This window comes from Pseudomonas sp. RA_105y_Pfl2_P56 (assembly GCF_963970845.1).
Lineage (GTDB): Bacteria > Pseudomonadota > Gammaproteobacteria > Pseudomonadales > Pseudomonadaceae > Aquipseudomonas > Aquipseudomonas baetica_A.
On record NZ_CAXAPL010000019.1, the window covers coordinates 18816 to 37165 of the forward strand.

The 18350-nt window shown below is 59.3% G+C and carries 21 protein-coding genes; 10 read left to right on the top strand and 11 right to left on the bottom strand.

The window, feature by feature from the left end; genetic code table 11:
- Positions 1 to 112: 112 nt before the first annotated feature.
- On the top strand, positions 113 to 928 hold the full coding sequence (locus AACY11_RS14725) for a UDP-2,3-diacylglucosamine diphosphatase (RefSeq protein ID WP_339432657.1): 816 nt from the start codon (positions 113 to 115) through the stop codon (positions 926 to 928).
- 54 nt (positions 929 to 982) lie between these two features.
- Here the strand turns inward: AACY11_RS14725 and AACY11_RS14730 are convergent, their stop codons facing one another.
- Both AACY11_RS14730 and AACY11_RS14735 read right to left on the bottom strand, forming a co-directional pair.
- Entirely contained in the window at positions 983 to 1573 is a 591-nt protein-coding gene (locus AACY11_RS14730; RefSeq protein WP_339495068.1) for an HD domain-containing protein, read from the bottom strand.
- 25 nt (positions 1574 to 1598) lie between these two features.
- Positions 1599 to 1910: a DUF962 domain-containing protein gene (locus AACY11_RS14735; protein WP_339432655.1), complete on the bottom strand. Its 312-nt coding sequence runs from the start codon at positions 1908 to 1910 to the stop codon at positions 1599 to 1601.
- Between the two features lie 164 nt (positions 1911 to 2074).
- Here AACY11_RS14735 and AACY11_RS14740 point away from each other — a divergent pair, with 164 nt between their 5' ends.
- Positions 2075 to 3136, top strand: a complete 1062-nt coding sequence (locus AACY11_RS14740) for an AraC family transcriptional regulator (RefSeq protein ID WP_339432654.1) — start codon at positions 2075 to 2077, stop codon at positions 3134 to 3136.
- Here the strand turns inward: AACY11_RS14740 and AACY11_RS14745 are convergent.
- The gene (locus tag AACY11_RS14745; RefSeq protein WP_339464114.1) at positions 3093 to 4547 is read right to left on the bottom strand and encodes a TrkH family potassium uptake protein; all 1455 of its coding nucleotides are present in this window, start codon (positions 4545 to 4547) and stop codon (positions 3093 to 3095) included. The two genes, AACY11_RS14740 and AACY11_RS14745, sit on opposite strands and share 44 nt — an antisense overlap.
- A gap of 121 nt (positions 4548 to 4668) precedes the next feature.
- On the opposite strand from AACY11_RS14745, the gene AACY11_RS14750 reads away from it, so the two are divergent.
- A complete protein-coding gene (locus AACY11_RS14750) occupies positions 4669 to 5235 on the top strand; it encodes a nitroreductase family protein (protein ID WP_339432652.1) in 567 nt (188 codons plus the stop codon).
- Between the two features lie 112 nt (positions 5236 to 5347).
- On the opposite strand, the gene AACY11_RS14755 is transcribed toward AACY11_RS14750, so the two are convergent.
- From AACY11_RS14755 to AACY11_RS14780, 6 genes are all read right to left on the bottom strand, one after another.
- Complete coding sequence (locus AACY11_RS14755) at positions 5348 to 6688, bottom strand: sensor histidine kinase (RefSeq protein WP_339495069.1); 1341 nt, start codon at positions 6686 to 6688, stop codon at positions 5348 to 5350.
- 178 nt (positions 6689 to 6866) lie between these two features.
- On the bottom strand, positions 6867 to 7316 hold the full coding sequence (locus AACY11_RS14760; RefSeq protein ID WP_095187815.1) for a Spy/CpxP family protein refolding chaperone: 450 nt from the start codon (positions 7314 to 7316) through the stop codon (positions 6867 to 6869).
- A 125-nt stretch (positions 7317 to 7441) separates the two neighbouring features.
- Positions 7442 to 8119 carry a response regulator transcription factor gene (locus AACY11_RS14765; protein WP_339432650.1) on the bottom strand — a complete coding sequence of 226 codons (678 nt, stop codon included), beginning with the start codon at positions 8117 to 8119 and terminating at the stop codon, positions 7442 to 7444.
- Positions 8120 to 8126: 7 nt separating this feature from the next.
- Positions 8127 to 8537 carry a translation initiation factor 2 gene (locus AACY11_RS14770; protein WP_221732027.1) on the bottom strand — a complete coding sequence of 137 codons (411 nt, stop codon included), beginning with the start codon at positions 8535 to 8537 and terminating at the stop codon, positions 8127 to 8129.
- 112 nt (positions 8538 to 8649) lie between these two features.
- On the bottom strand, positions 8650 to 8949 hold the full coding sequence (locus AACY11_RS14775; protein WP_025110562.1) for a YciI family protein: 300 nt from the start codon (positions 8947 to 8949) through the stop codon (positions 8650 to 8652).
- Position 8950: 1 nt separating this feature from the next.
- Positions 8951 to 9547, bottom strand: coding sequence for a septation protein A (locus AACY11_RS14780; protein WP_339432649.1), 597 nt, complete (start codon positions 9545 to 9547; stop codon positions 8951 to 8953).
- An 87-nt stretch (positions 9548 to 9634) separates the two neighbouring features.
- Between AACY11_RS14780 and AACY11_RS14785 the strand changes: the two genes are divergently transcribed.
- The 6 genes from AACY11_RS14785 to rluB all read left to right on the top strand — a co-directional run bounded on the left by AACY11_RS14785 (position 9635) and on the right by rluB (position 14548).
- The gene (locus AACY11_RS14785; RefSeq protein ID WP_339495071.1) at positions 9635 to 10498 is read left to right on the top strand and encodes a PHP domain-containing protein; all 864 of its coding nucleotides are present in this window, start codon (positions 9635 to 9637) and stop codon (positions 10496 to 10498) included.
- Between the two features lie 13 nt (positions 10499 to 10511).
- Positions 10512 to 11141 (top strand): L-threonylcarbamoyladenylate synthase, encoded by a 630-nt coding sequence (locus tag AACY11_RS14790; RefSeq protein ID WP_221732024.1) that lies wholly within the window; start codon positions 10512 to 10514, stop codon positions 11139 to 11141.
- 123 nt (positions 11142 to 11264) lie between these two features.
- Positions 11265 to 11963, top strand: coding sequence for a segregation and condensation protein A (locus tag AACY11_RS14795; protein ID WP_221732046.1), 699 nt, complete (start codon positions 11265 to 11267; stop codon positions 11961 to 11963).
- An 11-nt stretch (positions 11964 to 11974) separates the two neighbouring features.
- Positions 11975 to 12946: an SMC-Scp complex subunit ScpB gene (gene scpB, locus AACY11_RS14800; protein WP_339495072.1), complete on the top strand. Its 972-nt coding sequence runs from the start codon at positions 11975 to 11977 to the stop codon at positions 12944 to 12946.
- A gap of 46 nt (positions 12947 to 12992) precedes the next feature.
- The gene (locus AACY11_RS14805; protein ID WP_339432646.1) at positions 12993 to 13184 is read left to right on the top strand and encodes a DUF1289 domain-containing protein; all 192 of its coding nucleotides are present in this window, start codon (positions 12993 to 12995) and stop codon (positions 13182 to 13184) included.
- Between the two features lie 143 nt (positions 13185 to 13327).
- Positions 13328 to 14548, top strand: coding sequence for a 23S rRNA pseudouridine(2605) synthase RluB (gene rluB / locus AACY11_RS14810; RefSeq protein ID WP_339495074.1), 1221 nt, complete (start codon positions 13328 to 13330; stop codon positions 14546 to 14548).
- Between the two features lie 119 nt (positions 14549 to 14667).
- Here rluB and AACY11_RS14815 read toward each other — a convergent pair whose 3' ends face one another.
- Both AACY11_RS14815 and AACY11_RS14820 read right to left on the bottom strand, forming a co-directional pair.
- Positions 14668 to 15633 carry a leucyl aminopeptidase gene (locus AACY11_RS14815; RefSeq protein ID WP_339495075.1) on the bottom strand — a complete coding sequence of 322 codons (966 nt, stop codon included), beginning with the start codon at positions 15631 to 15633 and terminating at the stop codon, positions 14668 to 14670.
- 71 nt (positions 15634 to 15704) lie between these two features.
- Entirely contained in the window at positions 15705 to 15842 is a 138-nt protein-coding gene (locus AACY11_RS14820) for a hypothetical protein (protein WP_003222780.1), read from the bottom strand.
- Between the two features lie 893 nt (positions 15843 to 16735).
- On the opposite strand from AACY11_RS14820, the gene AACY11_RS14825 reads away from it, so the two are divergent.
- Positions 16736 to 18157, top strand: coding sequence for an amino acid permease (locus AACY11_RS14825; RefSeq protein ID WP_339464118.1), 1422 nt, complete (start codon positions 16736 to 16738; stop codon positions 18155 to 18157).
- Positions 18158 to 18350 lie beyond the last annotated feature (193 nt).

Genomic DNA, 18350 nt, shown 5'->3' on the forward strand with positions numbered 1-18350 from the left:
GTCAGTCTACACCGTCGCACTCAGGGTGCGCTGTCACAGGACTGACTCACACCTGTCATGGTCGATTAACCGGGCGAGCGCACTCTGGCCAAAACATCCCAGAGGGTTGCCCATGACCAGCGCCGAGCTCGCCAAACCCAGCCGTAAACAACGGGTACGAACCCTGTGGATTTCCGACGTGCATCTAGGCACGCGCGATTGCCAGGCCGAACACCTGTCGCAATTTCTCAAGGGCTACCATGCTGACAAGATCTATCTGGTCGGCGACATCATCGATGGCTGGAAACTGCGTGGCGGCATGTACTGGCCACAGGCGCACACCAACGTGATCCGCCGCTTGCTGACCATGAGCAAACGCGGCACGGAAGTGATCTACGTCACCGGTAACCACGATGAGTTCTTGCGCCGCTATTCCAAGCTGATTCTGGGCAACATCCAGTTGGTCGATGAAGCGGTGCATGTCACGGCCGATGGTCGGCATTTGCTGGTGATTCACGGCGACCAGTTCGATGTGATTACCCGTTACCACCGCTGGCTGGCCTTTCTTGGCGACTCTGCCTACGAATTCACCCTCACGCTCAATCGCTGGCTCAATCACTGGCGCGCCCGGTATGGCTATGGTTACTGGTCGTTGTCGGCGTATCTGAAGCACAAGGTGAAGACGGCGGTGAGTTTCATCAGTGACTTTGAAGAAGCAATCGCCCATGAATGTGTGAAGCGCGAGTTGCATGGTGTGGTCTGTGGGCACATTCACCATGCCGAGATCCGCAAGGTGGGGGACGTGGATTACCTCAATTGCGGCGATTGGGTGGAGTCATGCACGGCGCTGATCGAGCACTGGGATGGCACGATCGAGTTGTATCGTTTGGCGGATGCGCAGGCGCGAGAGGCGCAGCTCAAGGCTGCCAACGTCGCTGAGGTCGCCTGAACGACAGAGAACCATGTGGGAGCGAGTGTGCTCCCACACCGGTTTGTGGTGTTCTCAGACTGATGCCTGTTCTTGCATCGAGGCCTTGTAAATCGAGTGCTTCGGCTCGGCGAACAACCGCGCCATCATCGGTTCGAAGAAGCTGAGCGGCAGGGTGTCATACGCAGGGTCGAATGCAGGCGCATCGTACTTGGCGCAGAATTCGGCGGTTGCCTGAAACTGCGGATGCTCCTTGAACTGCTCGCGCAGGTGTCGATCCATGCCCAGGTGATGAAAGAAGTAGTAGCCCTGGAACACCCCGTGCTTTTCGACCATCCACAGGTTCTCGGCACTGACGAACGGCTTTAGAATCGCTGCCGCAATGTCCGGATGGTTGTAAGAGCCGAGGGTGTCACCGATGTCATGTAACAACGCGCACACCACGTATTCCTCCTCACGTCCGTCACGAAAGGCGCGGGTCGCGGTTTGCAGCGAGTGCGTCAGGCGATCCACCGGAAAACCGCCGAAGTCACCTTCGAGCAATTTCAGGTGCGTCATGATCCGTGACGGCAACTGTCTGGCGTAGGCACTGAAATCCGCAGCGATGATCGCCCAGTCTTCCTGCGTGCCGTCTTTCATATGGGTGAAGCGCGCGTTGTCGTTCATCGGCCATCCTCAATGTTTCTTTTTTTCAGAACGCCACGCGCCCCAGAATCATGTCGCGGTACATGACGAAATCGCCAAGCAGGCTGTAGAACGGATGTTGAAACGTCGCCGGGCGGTTCTTTTCAAAGAAGAAATGCCCGGCCCAGGCAAAGCCGTATCCAGCCAGCGGCAGGGCCAGTAACAGTAGCCATGCACCTTTGGCGATGGTCAGCGCGAGAATAAAAATCACCAGTGTCGTGCCGATGAAATGCAGGCGACGACAGGTGCTGTTGTTGTGTTCGCTGAGGTAGTACGGATAGAACTCGGCGAAGTTGTTGAAACGTTTGATGTTTTCCACGACCGCTATCTCTGTGGTTATTGTTCTGGCGACGAGTTGTTCTGCGGGTAGCCTATTTGAGTCTAGAGTGATCATGGAGGGGGGCCAGTGACAATCGGCGCCACTTTAGTATCCTTCGCAAATCAGGCCGTAACAGGCGGCCCATCATGTAAAAGAAAAACGCCATGAGCGAACGAACGACTTCTGCAAGCTGGGCGATGGGGATTGTCAAAGCATTGGAGATGGACGGCCTGGATTGCCGGGTTCTGTTCAAGCAACTGGGGCTTGATTACACCGCCCTGGATGATCCGGATGCGCGCTTCCCGCAAGATTCCATGACTCGACTCTGGCAACGGGCAGTCGAGCTGTCCGGTAACCCGGCGATTGGCCTGAACATGGGCAAAGTGGTGCGGCCGGCCTCGTTTCATGTCGCCGGTTATGCGCTGATGTCGAGTAATACCCTGGCCGAAGGTTTTCAGCGATTGGTGCGTTATCAGCGCATCATCGCCGAAAGTGCCGACCTGAGTTTTCGTTTGCTTGAAGACGGTTATGCGCTGATTCTGACCGTGCACGGCGATCATCTGCCGCCGACCCGGCAAAGCGCCGAAGCTTCGCTGGCCTGTGCCTTGGCCCTGTGTGGCTGGCTGAGCGGGCGCACGCTGCACCCGGTCAAAGTACTGGTGCAGGGCGATCAACCGGCTGATCTGCAACCCTACAAACAAGCCTTCCATGCGCCGCTGATGTTCAACGCGCCGTACGATGCGCTGATCTTCGAGCGTGCCGACATGGAGGCGCCACTGCCCACCGCCAACGAGGCGATGGCGCTGTTGCACGACCGGTTTGCCGGGGAATATCTGGCACGCTTTTCCGAAAGCCGCGTGACCCACAAGGCGCGCCAGGTGCTGTGCCGTTTGCTGCCTCAGGGCGAACCCAAGCGCGATACCGTCGCACAGACCTTGCACTTGTCGCAGCGCACTTTGCAGCGTCGGTTGCAGGAGGAGGGCACGAGTTTTCAGCAATTGCTCGACGATACCCGCCGCGAACTGGCCGAGCAGTATCTGGCGCAGCCGAGCATGACCCTGCTGGAAATCGCCTACCTGTTGGGGTTCGCCGATCCGAGCAACTTCTTCCGCGCGTTCCGCCGCTGGTTCGACACCACGCCCGGCGATTACCGGGCGCGGCTGTTGCAAGCGCCGAATGCGGTCAGTGACGCCAAAAAGCCGGAATACACAGCACAAACACCGTGATGATCTCCAGTCGGCCGAGCAGCATGCCGAACGAAAGAATCCACTTGGCCGCATCCGGCAGCGTCGCAAAGTTGCCCGCCGGGCCGATGGTTTCGCCAAGGCCGGGGCCAACGCCGGACACGGTACTGGCCGCGCCGGTCAACGCTGTCATCCAGTCGACACCCAGCAGCGACAGCAGCAGGGCGATCACGCAGATGGTGATGGCGAAGAAGAACGAAAAGGTCAGAATCGAACGCACGATTTCTTCGTCGAGGCGGTGACCGTTGTACTTCTGCTTGATCACCGCACGCGGGTGAATCAACTGGTTAAGGTTGGCCTTGAGCAGAATGTAGGCGACCTGGAAACGGAAAATCTTGATCCCGCCCGCCGTCGACCCGGAACAACCGCCGACAAAACCCAGATAGAAAAACAGCATCAGCGAGAAATTGCCCCACAGGCTGTAGTCGCCGAGGGCAAAACCGGTGGTGGTCACCACCGACGTCACGTTCAGCGCCACATGCCGCAATGCTTCCAGCCAGTGCAGGTTGGTGGTCCACCAGTACCAGGTCGCGAGCACCAGCCAGGTCACCAGCAACATCCCGAGCAAACCTTGCACCTGCTGATCCTTGATCAGTGCCCGGCGGTTGCCGCGCAATGTCGCCACATACAGCGTGAACGGCAGACTGCCGAGGATCATGATCACCACCACGACCCAATGAACGGCGGGTTGCGTCCATTTCGCCAGGGATTGATCGGAGGTCGAGAACCCGCCTGTCGAGATCGCCGACATGGCATGGTTGATCGCATCGAACGGGCTCATGCCGGCCCACCATAACGCCAGACTACCGAGAACGGTGATGCCGACGTAGGCGGCCACGATCAACCGCGCCACCATGTGCGAGCGGGGCATGACCTTTTCCGAGCGGTCCGAGGATTCGGTCTGGAACAGCCGCATGCCACCGATGCGCAGCAGCGGCAGAATCGCTACCGCCATACCAATGAAACCGATACCGCCGAGCCAGTGCAGCAGTGAGCGCCAGATCAGGATGCCGGGAGACATGGTGTCCAGACCGCTAAGCACGGTCGCGCCGGTGGCGGTGATGCCGGACATGCTTTCGAAAAACGAGTCGGTATAGCTGATGTGCTGCGTCAGCAGAAACGGCAGCGCAGCGAAGATGCACACCACCAGCCAACTGCTGACGGTCAGCAGGTACATGTCCCTTGGACGCAGATGAATGTGTTCCGGCCTGCCGGGAATCACCAGCGCAAGGCCGGCGACGAAGGTGATCATGCTCGCCCAGAGGAACGACGGCAGGTCGCTGGTGCGTTCGAAAATCATCAGGGTGGCCATGGGCACGACCATGGCAACGGCCAGCGTGATCAGGAAGATGCCGATGATGAAACCAATGATCCGTAAGGTCGGCAACGCCATGAAGTCCGCTCGGGCTGTAGTGTGAAGGGCGCCATTCTACCTGCGGGGCAGGGCATGTAAACCGGCATCCCGATGGCAGATGAAGCTAGAATAGCCGCACATTTTTTTCAGGAGGTGGCCGATGCAGGCTCTCGACGCTTTGCTCAACCGTGTTTCCGTTCCACGACTGGTCGAACCGGCCCCGACGGCGCAGCAGCGAGAAGCCCTGTTTGGCGCCGCTCTGCGTGCACCGGATCACGGGCACTTGCAGCCGTATCGCTTTTTGACGGTCGAAGGCCCGGCGCGCGAGCAGATGGGCGAGTTGCTGGCCGAGGCTGCGCAAATGCAGGAAGGCGAAGTCACTGACGCGATGATCGACAAGGCGCGCAATGGCCCGCTGCGTGCGCCGCTGGTGGTTGTGGTGATCGCGAAGTTGCAGGCGCACATCAAGTATCCCAAGGCCGAGCAGATGCTGGCGGCGGGATGTGCGGCTCACGGGATTTTGCTGGCGGCTTACGCGCAGGGGATTGGTGCGGTGTGGCGTACGGGCGATCTGGCGTATTCGAAACACGTCGCCCAAGGCCTGGGTCTGGCTGAGGGGGAAGAGGTGATCGCGTTCCTGTACCTTGGCACGCCGCAGAAAGAGCCGCGTGTAGCGGAGAAGGTTGATCTGGCGCAGTTTGTCAGCGCCTGGCCGGGCAAGGCCTGATACCCCGAACGCCAATAGGTGAGCGGGCTTGCTCGCGAAAGCGGTGTGTCATTCAACATCGTTGTTGAATGGCCTGACGCCTTCGCGAGCACGCCCGCTTCCACCGTTTTGATCAGGGTTGCACCACGGCTCCCGGCACCAACGGCAATTCCAGACTGGCAATAAACCCGCCCTCAGGATGGTTGGCCAGGGTCAGATTCCCGCCATGGCGCTCCGCTGCACGTTTGGCAATCGCCAACCCTAATCCATGTCCCGCCGCCGTCTGCCCCGGCGCTCGATAAAATGGCTCACCCAATTGAGTCAAATGCTCGGCCTGCACCCCCGGCCCGTGATCACGCACACTCACCACCATCCGCTCGCCCTGACGCGAGGCCTGGATCTCGATCGGCTTACCCTCCGGGTTGAACCGTTGCGCGTTACGCAGCAGGTTATCGACGGCGCGTTCGATCATGGTTGGCCAACCTTTGAGGTGGAGTTGTGGTTCGGCGTCAAGGCGTACGGCCTGCTCTGGCGAGCTGAGTTGCGCATCTTTGTGCAGGGCGCCAAGCAGAGCATTCAGGTCGACGTCTTCAGCGCTGGCGTTGTCGGCATCGACCCGCGCCAGTACCAGGATTTCACTGATCAACGCTTCCAGCCGATCACACTCGCGGGTCAGGCGTGGCCAGAGTTTTTCCCGTTCTTCAGGATTGGCCCGCTCAGCCAGTGCCAGCGCAATGCGTAGCCGTGCCAGCGGTGAGCGCAGTTCGTGGGACACATCGCGCAGCAATTGGCGCTGGCTGCCGATCAAGCTTTGCAGGCGGGCGCCCATGCGGTTGAAGTCATTGGCGAGTACGCCGAACTCGTCACGACGGTTGGCCAGTTTGGCAAGGCTGTTCTGTTGATAGGTGGTCTGCCCCAGATCGTGTACCGCGACGCGCAAACGGCTGAGCGGACGGGTGATGGAGAAGGTCACCAACAGGCTGAACAGGGTCAGCACTACCAGCGCGATACCCAGCGCGCTCAGGGGCCAGAGCAGGCTTTCGCGGTGCCAGGCATCGAGTTCCGGGTGTGGAATACGGTAGATGAACAGGTACGTGTCACCGGTTTTGTCACTGGTGAATTCGTCGGTCAGACGCCGCCACGGCAGGCGTCGGTCATCGCTATTTTGCCGGGCTTCGAAAGCGGCCGCGCGGCGGGGGAAGGTGCCGCGCACTACCGGGTCGCCGGTCTCGTTCAGCACCTGAACGTCGATGTGGTACTGACGTTTGCGTTGTTCGAGGATCTTCTGGGCGGCGTCTTCGCCTTGGGCTTCGTAGCGCTGCGTCCATTCAGCGGCGAGGGTGTTAAGCCCGGGATGACGACTGAGGATCCACGCGTCCTGATTGAGCATGTGCCCCAGCAGAATGGACAGCCCGGCAACCAGAGCGATGGCCAGCCAGAAGCTCGCGAGAATACGCCAGAACAATGAACGCACAGAAAATCCTCAGAACAGACGCAATGCCCATGTGGGAGCGGGCTTGCTCGCGAATACGGTGGATCAGTCACTGAGGATGTCGACTGATAATCCCTCTTCGCGAGCAAGCCCGCTCCCACATTTGAATTGAGTGGCAACAGACCCGACGGTGTTGGCCGTCGGATCGTGGGTTACTGCATTATTGCGCCTTTTGCGGCTGTTGCGCTTTCCAGGCCTTGAATTCAGCCCATTCTGCGCGACGCTCGGCTTGTTTTTTCTGGATTTCGTCGAATTTCTTCTGTTGATCCGGTTTCAACACGGCGCGGACGTCGGATTCGGCTTTCTTGTGGTTGGCCGCCATCTCGTCTTTCATGGCTTTCTGATCAGCCGGCGAGAGTTTTTCCAGGTATTTGTCGACCACTTGCTTACGCTCGTGCATCTGCTCGCCCATGATCTTGCGGATCTGTTCGCGCTGTTCGCGGGACAGGTCGAGTTGGCTGTACGGGCCTTTGCCGTGCATGCCGTGCATCTGACCGCCGTGGCGTGGGCCATCGAGCGGACCACCCATCGGGCCACCGTCTTGCGGCATGGCCATGGCGACAGTTGGCAGAGCGGCAGCGAACATCAGAGCGATAAGAGTCTTGCGCATGGTGTATCTCCTTGTCTCGTTCCCGGTACGTTCCGGATGAGTTCAGATTACGGAGATCAAGGTCAGCGGCGGTCAGCGCTACGTAAAGCTTGGGTAAAGACGCTCTCGCGCTGACCTGACAAATCCTACAGGCTGTAGTAATAACCGCGGCTACGCAGGGCCACGATGCGCGGGCGGCCGTCGGGGTGCGGGCCGATCTTTCTGCGCAGGTTGCTGACGTGCATGTCGAGGCTGCGGTCATACAGGGTCAGCTTGCGGCCGAGGGCCAGTTGCGCCAGTTCCTGTTTGTCCAGCGGTTCACCGGGCTGCTTGAGCAAGGCTTCGAGCAAGCGGCTTTCGGAGACGGTGAGGGTCAGTTCTTTCTCGTCGATGCTGACCACGCCACGTACCGGGCTAAAGCTCAGGTCGCCCAGCTCAAGCTGAGTCGACACGGCGGCCGGGTGACTGCGCCGCAACACGGCGCGCAAGCGGGCAGTCAGTTCGCGCGGATCGCAGGGTTTGGCCAGGTAATCGTCGGCGCCCAGTTCCAGGCCGAGGATGCGATCCAGCGGCTCGCCCCTTGCCGAGAGCATCAAGACCGGTAGATCAGCGTGATCGTTGCGCAGTTGCTTGAGCAATTCCAGACCGCTGCCATCGGGCAACATCACGTCCAGCACTACCGCCGCCGGGGCGGTTTCGGCCAAGGCCTTGCGAGCGCTCTGGCCATCGTGGCAGGCACGCACCTGGAAGCCTTCCTGGCTCAGCCAACTGCTCAGGAGCTCGCACAGCTCCTGATCATCATCAATAAGTAACAGCTCGCTCATGACTCACTCAATTTAGCCATTGCCGACGTTTTCGGCTTGCACCACTGGCAAAGATACCGCAGAGCAGTGCCAATAGCGCTACCCCACCTCCCGTAATGAACCACTGCTGCTGCTCGGTCAGCATCCGCGGCAGCGGACTGGCCTGGGCTTCCCTGAGTTGCAGCTTGAGACGCTGATTCTCCTGGCGCAACCGGGCGAGCTGAGCGCTTTCGCGTTCGTTGTCGGCATTTTGCAGTTGTTTGCTCAGTATTTCTCGCTGTTGCTCGCTGGCCTTGAGGCGCTGTTGCAACTCGGTGATCTGGCTGCCAGCACTTAACGACAATGGCGTGGAGCTGCCGCCTTCGGTGGTTTCCTCACCGTGGGCGGGCGCCATGATCGACAACGTGACCCACATCAGACACAACGGACCCTTGCGCATCGCGACACCTGTTTCCAAATGGATATTGGGCAGGTTGTCGGCAGACGAACGAGAATAATGAGCGATTGAGAACGCGATGAACCGACAAGGTTCATCGCGTGGGGGGGAAGAACTACGGGAGGACTTGCTTGAACGGCTTGACGATCACACTGGCGTAGACGCCGGCGGCGATATACGGATCGGCATCGGCCCAGGCTTGCGCGGCGCTCAGGGAGTCGAATTCCGCGACGATCAGGCTGCCAGTGAAACCCGCTGCGCCCGGATCATTGCTGTCGACGGCCGGGTGCGGGCCGGCCAGTACGATACGGCCTTCGCCCTTGAGCACTTGCAGGCGCTCCAGGTGTGCAGGGCGCGCGGCCAGGCGAGCTTCAAGAGAGTTGGCGACGTCGGTGGCAATGATTGCGTAGAGCATGTCAGTCCTCGGTTTTTGGTGTTTTGGTATCGGCGTCGTGCATATGACGGGACAGGTAAATAAATTGTGCGAGCAGGAACACCAAGGTCATGCCCAGGCTGCCGAACACCTTGAAGTCCACCCAGATGCTCTGGAAGGTAAAGGCGACGAACAGGTTGGCGGCCCCGCAGAACAGTAAAAAGACGATCCATGCGATGTTCAGGCGGGTCCAGATCGGTTCCGGCAAGGTCAGCGCGTGACCCATGATGCGTTTGATCAGCAAACGGTCGCCGATGAAATGGCTACCGATGAAGGCCGCGGCGAACAGCCAGTTGACCACCGGGGCTTTCCATTTGAGGACGGTTTCGCTGTGGAAGGCCAGGGTCAGGCTGCCGAACACGAGGCAGGCGATCAGGGTCAGCCATTGGCTCTTTTCCAGCTTGCGCTGTTTGATGAAAAGCACACCGTATACCACCAGGGAGCTGATGATCAGCATGGCGGTGGCGCTGTAAATACCGCCTACAGTCACTTCATGGCCAGCGAGGTCGACGACCCGCGGATCGAGTTTGTAAACGATGAAGAACAGCAGAAGCGGGATGAAATCGATGAATTGTTTCACAGTGAGAGCCAGAAGCTGGATGTGGCGGCATAATAACAAACATATGGGCGCGCGATAGCGCCAGCTGATTTGAGGTTACAACTCCCCGTGAATGTTGATTTGCACTGCCATAGCACGGCCTCCGATGGCGCATTGGCGCCAGCGGTTCTGGTTGCACGTGCGTTCGAAAACGGCGTGCGAGTCCTGGCGTTGACCGACCACGACACCCTTGAAGGCCTCGCCGAAGCGCGCGCGGCCGCCAATGAATTGGGCATGCAACTGGTCAACGGCGTCGAACTCTCCTGCACCTGGGGCGGCGCGACCATCCATGTGTTGGGCTACGGTTTCGACGTCAACGCCGCTCCACTGGTCGAGGCCATCGCCAAATTGCACGATGGCCGCTGGCTGCGGTCGGAAGAAATAAGCCGCAAGCTCGCGCTCAAGGGGATGCCTGGCGCCCTCGATGGCGCCCGACAGATCCAGCAGGAGCTGGGCGATAGCGGTAACGCGCCGGCTCGTCCGCATTTTGCTGACTGGATGGTGCGTGAAGGGTTTGTAAAGGATCGCGCCGAAGCATTTCGCAAGTGGCTCGGCGCTGGCAAGTTGGGTGACGTCAAGTTGCACTGGCCGACGCTGGAAGACACTGTCGACACGTTGCGCGCCGCCAATGCCTGGGTCAGCCTGGCGCATCCGTGGCACTACGATTTCACCCGCAGCAAGCGCCGAAAGCTGATTGCCGACTATATTCAAGCAGGCGGGCATGCGATCGAGGTGGTCAATGGCCATCAGCCTGCAGAACAGGTGGGCAGCCTGGCAATCCTTGCCCGTGAGTTCGGTCTGCTGGTCAGCGCTGGCAGTGACTTCCATGGCCCTGGTGGCTGGTCCGAGATCGGCCAGTACCGGCCGGTTCCCGAGGACCTTCCACCCCTGTGGTGTCGGTTCAAACATGACACAGTTATTGCCGCCGTCTGAACAGGTAGAGAATGTGAGTCAATTTTTCCAGATACATCCGGAAAACCCGCAAGCGCGCCTGATCAAACAGGCGGTCGAGATCATCCGCAAAGGCGGGGTGGTGATTTATCCCACGGATTCTTCCTACGCGATCGGTTGCCGAATTGGCGACAAAACCGCCATTGAGCGCGTTCGACGCCTGCGCCAGCTTGACGAAAAGCACAACTTCGCACTGATCTGCAGCGATCTGTCGCAATTGGGCAACTATGCCAAGATCGACACTGGCATTTTCCGTATTCTCAAGGCGCACCTGCCGGGCCCCTACACCTTCATTCTCAACGCCACCCGGGAAGTGCCCCGGCTGCTGCTGCATCCGAAGAAACGCACCATCGGCCTGCGCGTACCGAGCCAACCGATTGCGTTGGCACTGCTGGCCGAACTGGGCGAGCCGTTGATGAGCGTGACCCTGATCATGCCGGGCGATGAAGATCCGCTCAGCGATCCTTACGAAATGCGCCAGTTACTCGAACATCAAGTGGACCTGATCATCGACGGTGGTTTCGGCGGCATCAAGGCCTCCACCGTGATCGACCTGACCGGCGACGATCCGGAAGTGATCCGCGTCGGTTGCGGCGATCCCGCGCCGTTCATGGTCGAGGCCTGAATGTCCGCAGTGCAAACCGTTGTCGATCCCCAGGCCGGTGCCCAGCAGGAACTGCCGTTTGCCATGGTCTATGGCCAGGCGGTCATGGAAATGCCGCTGGACCTTTACATCCCGCCAGATGCGCTGGAAGTGTTCCTTGAAGCCTTTGAAGGCCCACTCGACCTGCTGCTGTACCTGATCCGCAAACAGAACATCAACATCCTCGACATCCCGGTGGCGGAAATCACCCGGCAGTACATGGGCTATGTCGAGCTGATGCAGTCGGTGCGCCTGGAACTGGCCGCCGAGTATCTGGTGATGGCCGCGATGCTCGCCGAGATCAAGTCGCGCATGCTCCTGCCACGGGCCGAGACCGTCGAAGACGAAGAAGACGATCCGCGTGCCGAACTGATCCGCCGCTTGCAGGAGTACGAGCGCTTCAAGGCTGCCGCCGAAGGCATCGACGGCTTGAGCCGGGTTGGCCGTGATGTTGTGGTGCCCAAGCTCGACGCCCCGCAGGCTCGGGCACGCAAGCTGTTGCCTGATGTGGCGCTGGAAGAAATTCTCATGTGCATGGCCGAAGTCTTGCGCCGTGGCGACATGTTTGAAAGCCATCAGGTCAGCCGCGAGGCCCTGTCGACCCGCGAACGCATGAGTGATGTGCTTGAGCGGCTCAAGGGCGGCGGTTTTGTGCCGTTTGTCGAGCTGTTCACCGCCGAAGAGGGTCGCCTCGGTGTGGTGGTGACCTTTATGGCGATCCTTGAACTGGTCAAGGAATCCTTGGTCGAGCTGGTGCAGAATGAGCCGTTCGCCGCGATCCACGTGCGAGCCCGAGCCGAATAACGAGTCCAAACATGAACCTGACTGAACCCCGCGAGCTGGCCCCCCTGCTTGAAGCCTTTCTGCTGGCCTCGGGAAAGCCGCAATCGCTTGAACGTCTCTACGAACTGTTCGAAGACGGCGAACGGCCCGAGCCACCGGTCTTCAAGAAAGCCCTGGCGTTGCTCGCCAAGTCCTGCGATGGCCGAGCCTTCGAACTCAAAGAAGTCTCCTCGGGCTATCGCTTGCAGATCCGCGAGAAGTTTTCGCCATGGGTTGGCCGTCTGTGGGAGGAGCGCCCGCAGCGTTATTCCCGTGCCTTGCTGGAAACCATCGCGCTGATTGCCTATCGCCAGCCGATCACCCGGGGCGAGATCGAGGATGTGCGCGGTGTGGCGGTCAACAGCAACATCGTCAAAACCCTGATCGAACGCGAGTGGATCCGCATCGTCGGTTACCGCGACGTGCCGGGCAAACCGGCGATGTTCGCCACTACCAAGGCGTTTCTCGATCACTTCAATCTGAAAAACCTCGAAGACTTGCCGCCGCTGGCCGAACTGCGCGAGATGGAGGCCGACCCGGTACTCGATTTTGACGACGCGCCAGTGCCTCAGGGTTTGCAGGAGCTGGCCGACGCCAGTGCCGAGCCCGAAGAGGAGAAGGAGGAAACCAGTTTCCACACCTTGCTGCTGGAGCTGGACGGTATGGAGGAGGGGATCAAGACCGATTTCGATGATTTGTTGCGTGATGGCGCCGATTTCGAAGCGCCGCCGGTTGAGCCTGAGACGCAAATCACCGAGCCGGTTATCGAGGTTGAACTTGAAGCCGAGCCTGAAGCCGAACCTGAAGAGGACGTGCTGGGTGTTGCGCAAGCACGGGAAAAACTTCTTGCTGCCGTTGCAGCCCTTGAGCAGTGCGCACCGCCACCCGAGTTGAGCGAAGAGGAAGCCGAAGCCCGAGCCCTGGCTGAAGCCATCGAAGCCGAACGCCGCGAATTTGAGGATTGAACACGGCCGCTCCCCCATTGGCTCTATGTTCAGCCCGGAGAGATTGATGAGCTCAACCAAAGACCCGTGCATCAGCCTCTGCAAGTTCACCGATGATGTTTGTCAGGGGTGCGGTCGCAGCAAGCGCGAAATCAAAGCCTGGAAGAAACTCGACAAGGACGACAAACGCGCTGTCCTGGCCGAAGCCGCGCTGCGGCTGATCAAGCTTGGCGGAGCCGGTCGGCGGAAAAAGAAATAACTGTGCATTGATCAGCTAGTCTCTGATGCGCGATGGCCCACATCCGCGTATGATTCGCGACCCTTCGCCGATCCCTTCGGCAAAGTACCCAGATTTCAATGCTTCAGGCGCCGCCTGAACAGACCACACCGGGAGGTGCCCAGATGAGTGACATCAATCAGAAAGACGACCAGGAAATCGGCCCAGCAGGCGAAAAGCTGCAGAAAGTCCTCGCCCGTATCGGCGTCGGCTCGCGCCGTGACGTGGAAGCCTGGATCAGCCAGGGCCGGATCAAGGTCAATGGTAAAGACGCCACCCTCGGCCTGCGCGTCGACATGCACGACGCCATCACCATTGATGGCAAGGTGATCAAGCGTGAAGAGGCTGCCGAATCGGTACGCCGCGTGATCATGTACAACAAACCCGATGGCGAGATCTGCACTCGTGACGACCCGGAAGGCCGTCCGACCGTGTTCGACAAGCTGCCGCGTCCGAAAGAAGGTCGCTGGATCAACATCGGTCGTCTCGACATCAACACCACCGGGCTGCTGATGTTCACCACTGACGGTGAGCTGGCCAACCGCCTGATGCACCCATCCTATGAGATGGACCGTGAGTACGCCGTGCGTGTACGCGGTGAAGTCGATGACGAAATGATCGAGCGCCTGAAGGCCGGCGTGGTGCTGGAAGACGGTCCTGCCAAGTTCACCGACATCAAGCAGGCACCAGGCGGCGAAGGCTTCAACCACTGGTATCACTGCGTGGTGATGGAAGGTCGTAACCGTGAGGTTCGTCGTCTGTGGGAATCGCAAGGTCTGGTGGTCAGCCGTCTGAAGCGCGTGCGTTTCGGCCCGGTGTTCCTCAACTCCGACCTGCCGATGGGCCGCTGGCGCGAAATGAGCCAGTACGAAGTCGACATTCTGAGTGCTGAAGTGGGTCTGACGCCGGTAGCGATGCCGCAGCTCAATGCCAAGAGCAAAGACAAGCTGGAACGCATGCAGCGCAAATCGTCGCGGCCGATGGCCAAGACCGAGCGCGTGCGTACCCTGCGTCCAGCCGCTGGCGCGCCGACCGGCCCGCGTCCAGGCCGCGAGCCGCAGATCGAAGGCGAGCGTCCGGGGCGCAAGCCAGTTGCCCGTGACGGCGAGCGCGCTCCGCGTCCGGCCAACGGTCGCACCGAGCGTGGTGAGCGTGGCGCACCGGCCGGTCGCGGTACACCGGTAGCGGATCGTCCGGTGGACACCACCAACAAGCGTCCGGCCAAGCCTGCGCCGAAGCGCCCAGGGATCAAACTGGTCGACGGTGACAAGCCGTCGGGCAAGCGTCGCGGCGCACCGGCCGGCTCTGGCCAGCGTCCGGGTTTCGGGCGCAAGAAGCCTGAGTGATCGGGTTTAGCGCCTGAATGAAAAACGCCAACCGCAGGGTTGGCGTTTTTTTTCGTCTGGCGAAAGTGTTGTGGTGCCTGCCCCGCGAAGAGGCCGCTAGCAGCGCCATCAATTTCAGGCTAAAACACAAACCGTCCATCAAACACTGGCTTGTCATCCAGCGCCAACACGCCACCGGAGAAGATCAGGTCCAGGTGATGACTGCCCTTGGCTCCACCCCCAAGCCCAAGGTGCAATCCACAATGCCGTTCTTCAAACCCGGCATTGCGCGCATACAGTGTTTTCACGCCTTCGTTGGTGCCAATCCCCAGCTCCTCGATGCGCCTGTTCGACGGGTTCGCGTCCAGGTACTTGTTGAAATCATGCTCCAGCCCCGGCACATCGGTGGCGATGCGGCTGATGGTCGAATTCTCGATCCACAGTTCCAGCGGTGATTCCAGTACCCCGTACTTGCGCGCAAACGGAATGGTGCTGAGGAAGGTGCCCTTGAACTTCACATGACCGTTAATGGCTTCGCTGTGGGTGGCGATCTCGCCAGGCGCCAGATCGAAGTTGCCGACGCCGTTGATGTCGGTCCACTTCTTGATACTGCTCATGGGCGCTTCGAACCATGAGCCTTCATCGTCTTTGAAACTCAGCGTCGTCGCTTGGGACATGCGTTGGATCAAGTGGCTATTGAGCCCGGCAATGCGCCGTGGCGTGACACTGAATGTGTCGTAGAAATAATCGCCGTAATCCTTGAACAGCAGCGACTTCTTCCAGTTCTGCGCCATCACCGCTTGCAGGGCGCGAACAAACTCCGGACCGTCGGGGCGCGGGTTGGGCAGGGTGGAAGAGTCGTAGAAGAAAATGTACAGATCGCTGTCGGCAATCGCCGAAGTCAGCGCTGCGCTACTTTCCAGGTCCAGACGTCGGGCGCTGAACCTGAAGCGTGAATGTTCGCCGGCCTGTTCGGCGATGGCGCCGGTGAGGGCTTGGTAATCGGCAGTGTGCCCGAGCAGAATCTGCGCCGAGTCGAGGTCGGCGAGGGCCGGGTGATGTTCGAGGTAGTAAAGGAAATGCGAGATCGCGCGTGGCTTATCCATGAGTCCTCCCTGACTGACCGTGAAAAAAGCGGCAGGCACGATCGGCCGGATCGTGTCTGCCCAATGATGTGTTACAGAGGCCACATCGCCGTGCCGAACGGCACGACCGCGTCGGCTTGCATCATTTCCACGGCCGCTTCGTGAGTGGGGGCTTCAAACCATTCGTCCAGTTGCAGTTCGGTATCCAAGTCTTTTTCCAGTGCTTGCATGGTCGATCTCCTAGATGACTTTCATGGTTGTGACTGGCCGGTCAAGTTGGCCGACAAGACGTGAAGAACCTAGTTCAGGGTTTTTTGTAATGCAAAAAATCATCTATTTAATTTTTAAATAAACTTTTTATTCTGTTTTTGAATGAGGTTTTTCTTATTTCAAAACAAAAAACTAGATGGCTTTTTTCAAGAGTGAGCGAGCCACCGTCAATTTGCAGGCGACCTACGGAATTGTCTGAATTGGAAATTTTACGTTACGCCTTGTAAGGAAATATTTACGAAAAGGGCGACCAAACCCAGTGAAAGTCCCCCCACGTCGCTCGTGTAAGGAAAAGCTGCCGGACGTTGCCCGGTCAGGTGTTGCACAAGGCTCTGGCCCGCTTGTTTCAGCGGCGTTTGAAGGGTGAGATGCGCTCCATGCCTGTCGTGCAGGCGCATAACAACAAGGAGGCGCAATGAACGCCGTGACTGATTTCCACCTCTCACCGTGGGACGGTTTTCCACTCGTCCCCGTCGATGGCCTGCAACGGCCTGACTCATTTTTTGCAGCCGCCCTTGCGACTCGAGGCGGACACGTGCAATCCCGGCAACCGACACGCTGATCCAGCGGAGTCTGGCAGCAGGGGGTTAGCGGTGTACAATGCGCCGCGTTTTAACTGTGACCCTCTGCGTAATCGCGCAAATCTCAAGGCTATCTGCCTTGTTCACTCCGCCGCGTCACAAGCGTGTCGGGTTCGATTTCGTCACAGATAAAAACAAACAGGTGACGCATGACCGTTGTAAAAAAGCTGAACTCCTGGTGCCTGCGCTGGGGTTTGATCGGGGCTGCTTGAAATCGCAACCTTGCAGCAACGTCTACTGAACATCATCAAACCTTGCGTGAGACCTTTTTCATGAGTGGACAACCCTCACAATCAGGCGAGCTGAAACGCGGCCTGAAAAATCGCCACATTCAACTGATCGCCCTCGGTGGCGCGATCGGTACCGGATTGTTCCTCGGCTCGGCCGGGGTGCTGAAATCCGCCGGGCCGTCGATGATCCTCGGCTACGCCATCTGCGGCTTCATCGCCTTCATGATCATGCGCCAGCTTGGCGAGATGATTGTCGAAGAGCCGGTGGCCGGTTCCTTCAGCCATTTCGCGCATAAATACTGGGGCGGTTTCGCCGGTTTCCTGTCGGGCTGGAACTGCTGGATTCTGTACATTCTGGTGGGCATGTCGGAGCTGACGGCGGTCGGCAAGTACATCCACTACTGGGCGCCCGACATCCCGACGTGGGTTTCTGCTGCTGCATTCTTTGTGCTGATCAACGCCATCAACCTGGCCAACGTCAAAGTATTCGGGGAGGCCGAATTCTGGTTCGCGATCATCAAGGTCGTGGCGATCGTCGGCATGATTGCGTTGGGCAGCTACCTGCTGGTCAGCGGTAATGGCGGCCCGCAAGCCTCGGTCAGCAACCTGTGGTCCCACGGTGGTTTCTTTGCCAACGGTGTCAGTGGTCTGGTGATGGCCATGGCGATCATCATGTTCTCGTTTGGCGGCCTGGAAATGCTCGGTTTCACCGCAGCCGAGGCCGATAAACCGAAAACCGTGATCCCGAAAGCAATCAACCAAGTGATCTACCGGATCCTGATTTTCTACATCGGCGCTCTGGTGATCCTGCTGTCGCTGACCCCGTGGGACAGCCTGCTGGAAACCCTCAACGCAAACGGCGATTCCTACAGTGGAAGCCCGTTCGTACAAGTGTTCTCGATGCTCGGCAGCAACACCGCCGCCCACATCCTCAATTTTGTCGTGCTGACCGCTGCGCTGTCGGTTTACAACAGTGGTACCTACTGCAACAGCCGCATGCTCCTGGGCATGGCCGAGCAGGGTGATGCGCCCAAAGCCCTGGCGAAGATCGACAAGCGCGGCGTGCCAGTGCGTTCGATCCTGGCCTCGGCGGCGGTGACGCTGGTGGCGGTGTTGCTCAACTACCTGATCCCGCAGCATGCGCTGGAACTGCTGATGTCGCTCGTTGTGGCAACGCTGGTGATCAACTGGGCAATGATCAGCTTCTCGCACTTCAAGTTCCGTCAGCACATGAACAAGACGAAGCAAACGCCGCTGTTCAAGGCACTGTGGTATCCGTACGGCAACTACATCTGCCTGGCGTTCGTCGCGTTCATCCTCGGCGTGATGCTGCTGATCCCGGGTATCCAGATCTCGGTGTACGCGATTCCGGTGTGGGTCGTGTTCATGTGGGTCTGCTATGTGATCAAGAACAAACGCGGTGCGCAGCAGGCGCTGCACGCGGCGGGTTCTGTCGCAAAGTAAGCAAGACGCAGAGGCGACAAACCCGGCCAAGTGCCGGGTTTGTCGTTTGGAAGTGTGGCTCTGAAGTGAAACCAGATCCTGTGGGAGCGCTGCGGCTGGTCCAATGAGGGGGGGCTGTGTTTCTGGCAGGTCTTGGTCTCTTGGTATGGATTGTCACTGGTGGTGCCTGAGCGTTGTCGAATTATGATCGACG

Excerpts from the sequence above, each read along its gene's own strand:
- AACY11_RS14740 (WP_339432654.1), top strand. The coding sequence starts at position 2,075 with ATGAGCGAACGAACGACTTCTGCAAGCTGGGCGATGGGGATTGTCAAA.
- AACY11_RS14805 (WP_339432646.1), top strand. The coding sequence starts at position 12,993 with ATGAGCTCAACCAAAGACCCGTGCATCAGCCTCTGCAAGTTCACCGAT.
- scpB (WP_339495072.1), top strand. The coding sequence starts at position 11,975 with ATGAACCTGACTGAACCCCGCGAGCTGGCCCCCCTGCTTGAAGCCTTT.
- AACY11_RS14825 (WP_339464118.1), top strand. The coding sequence starts at position 16,736 with ATGAGTGGACAACCCTCACAATCAGGCGAGCTGAAACGCGGCCTGAAA.
- AACY11_RS14745 (WP_339464114.1), bottom strand. The coding sequence starts at position 4,547 with ATGGCGTTGCCGACCTTACGGATCATTGGTTTCATCATCGGCATCTTC.
- AACY11_RS14750 (WP_339432652.1), top strand. The coding sequence starts at position 4,669 with ATGCAGGCTCTCGACGCTTTGCTCAACCGTGTTTCCGTTCCACGACTG.
- AACY11_RS14725 (WP_339432657.1), top strand. The coding sequence starts at position 113 with ATGACCAGCGCCGAGCTCGCCAAACCCAGCCGTAAACAACGGGTACGA.
- AACY11_RS14775 (WP_025110562.1), bottom strand. The coding sequence starts at position 8,949 with ATGCTCTACGCAATCATTGCCACCGACGTCGCCAACTCTCTTGAAGCT.
- AACY11_RS14760 (WP_095187815.1), bottom strand. The coding sequence starts at position 7,316 with ATGCGCAAGACTCTTATCGCTCTGATGTTCGCTGCCGCTCTGCCAACT.
- rluB (WP_339495074.1), top strand. The coding sequence starts at position 13,328 with ATGAGTGACATCAATCAGAAAGACGACCAGGAAATCGGCCCAGCAGGC.
- AACY11_RS14730 (WP_339495068.1), bottom strand. The coding sequence starts at position 1,573 with ATGAACGACAACGCGCGCTTCACCCATATGAAAGACGGCACGCAGGAA.
- AACY11_RS14770 (WP_221732027.1), bottom strand. The coding sequence starts at position 8,537 with ATGCGCAAGGGTCCGTTGTGTCTGATGTGGGTCACGTTGTCGATCATG.
- AACY11_RS14815 (WP_339495075.1), bottom strand. The coding sequence starts at position 15,633 with ATGGATAAGCCACGCGCGATCTCGCATTTCCTTTACTACCTCGAACAT.
- AACY11_RS14765 (WP_339432650.1), bottom strand. The coding sequence starts at position 8,119 with ATGAGCGAGCTGTTACTTATTGATGATGATCAGGAGCTGTGCGAGCTC.
- AACY11_RS14820 (WP_003222780.1), bottom strand. The coding sequence starts at position 15,842 with ATGCAAGCACTGGAAAAAGACTTGGATACCGAACTGCAACTGGACGAA.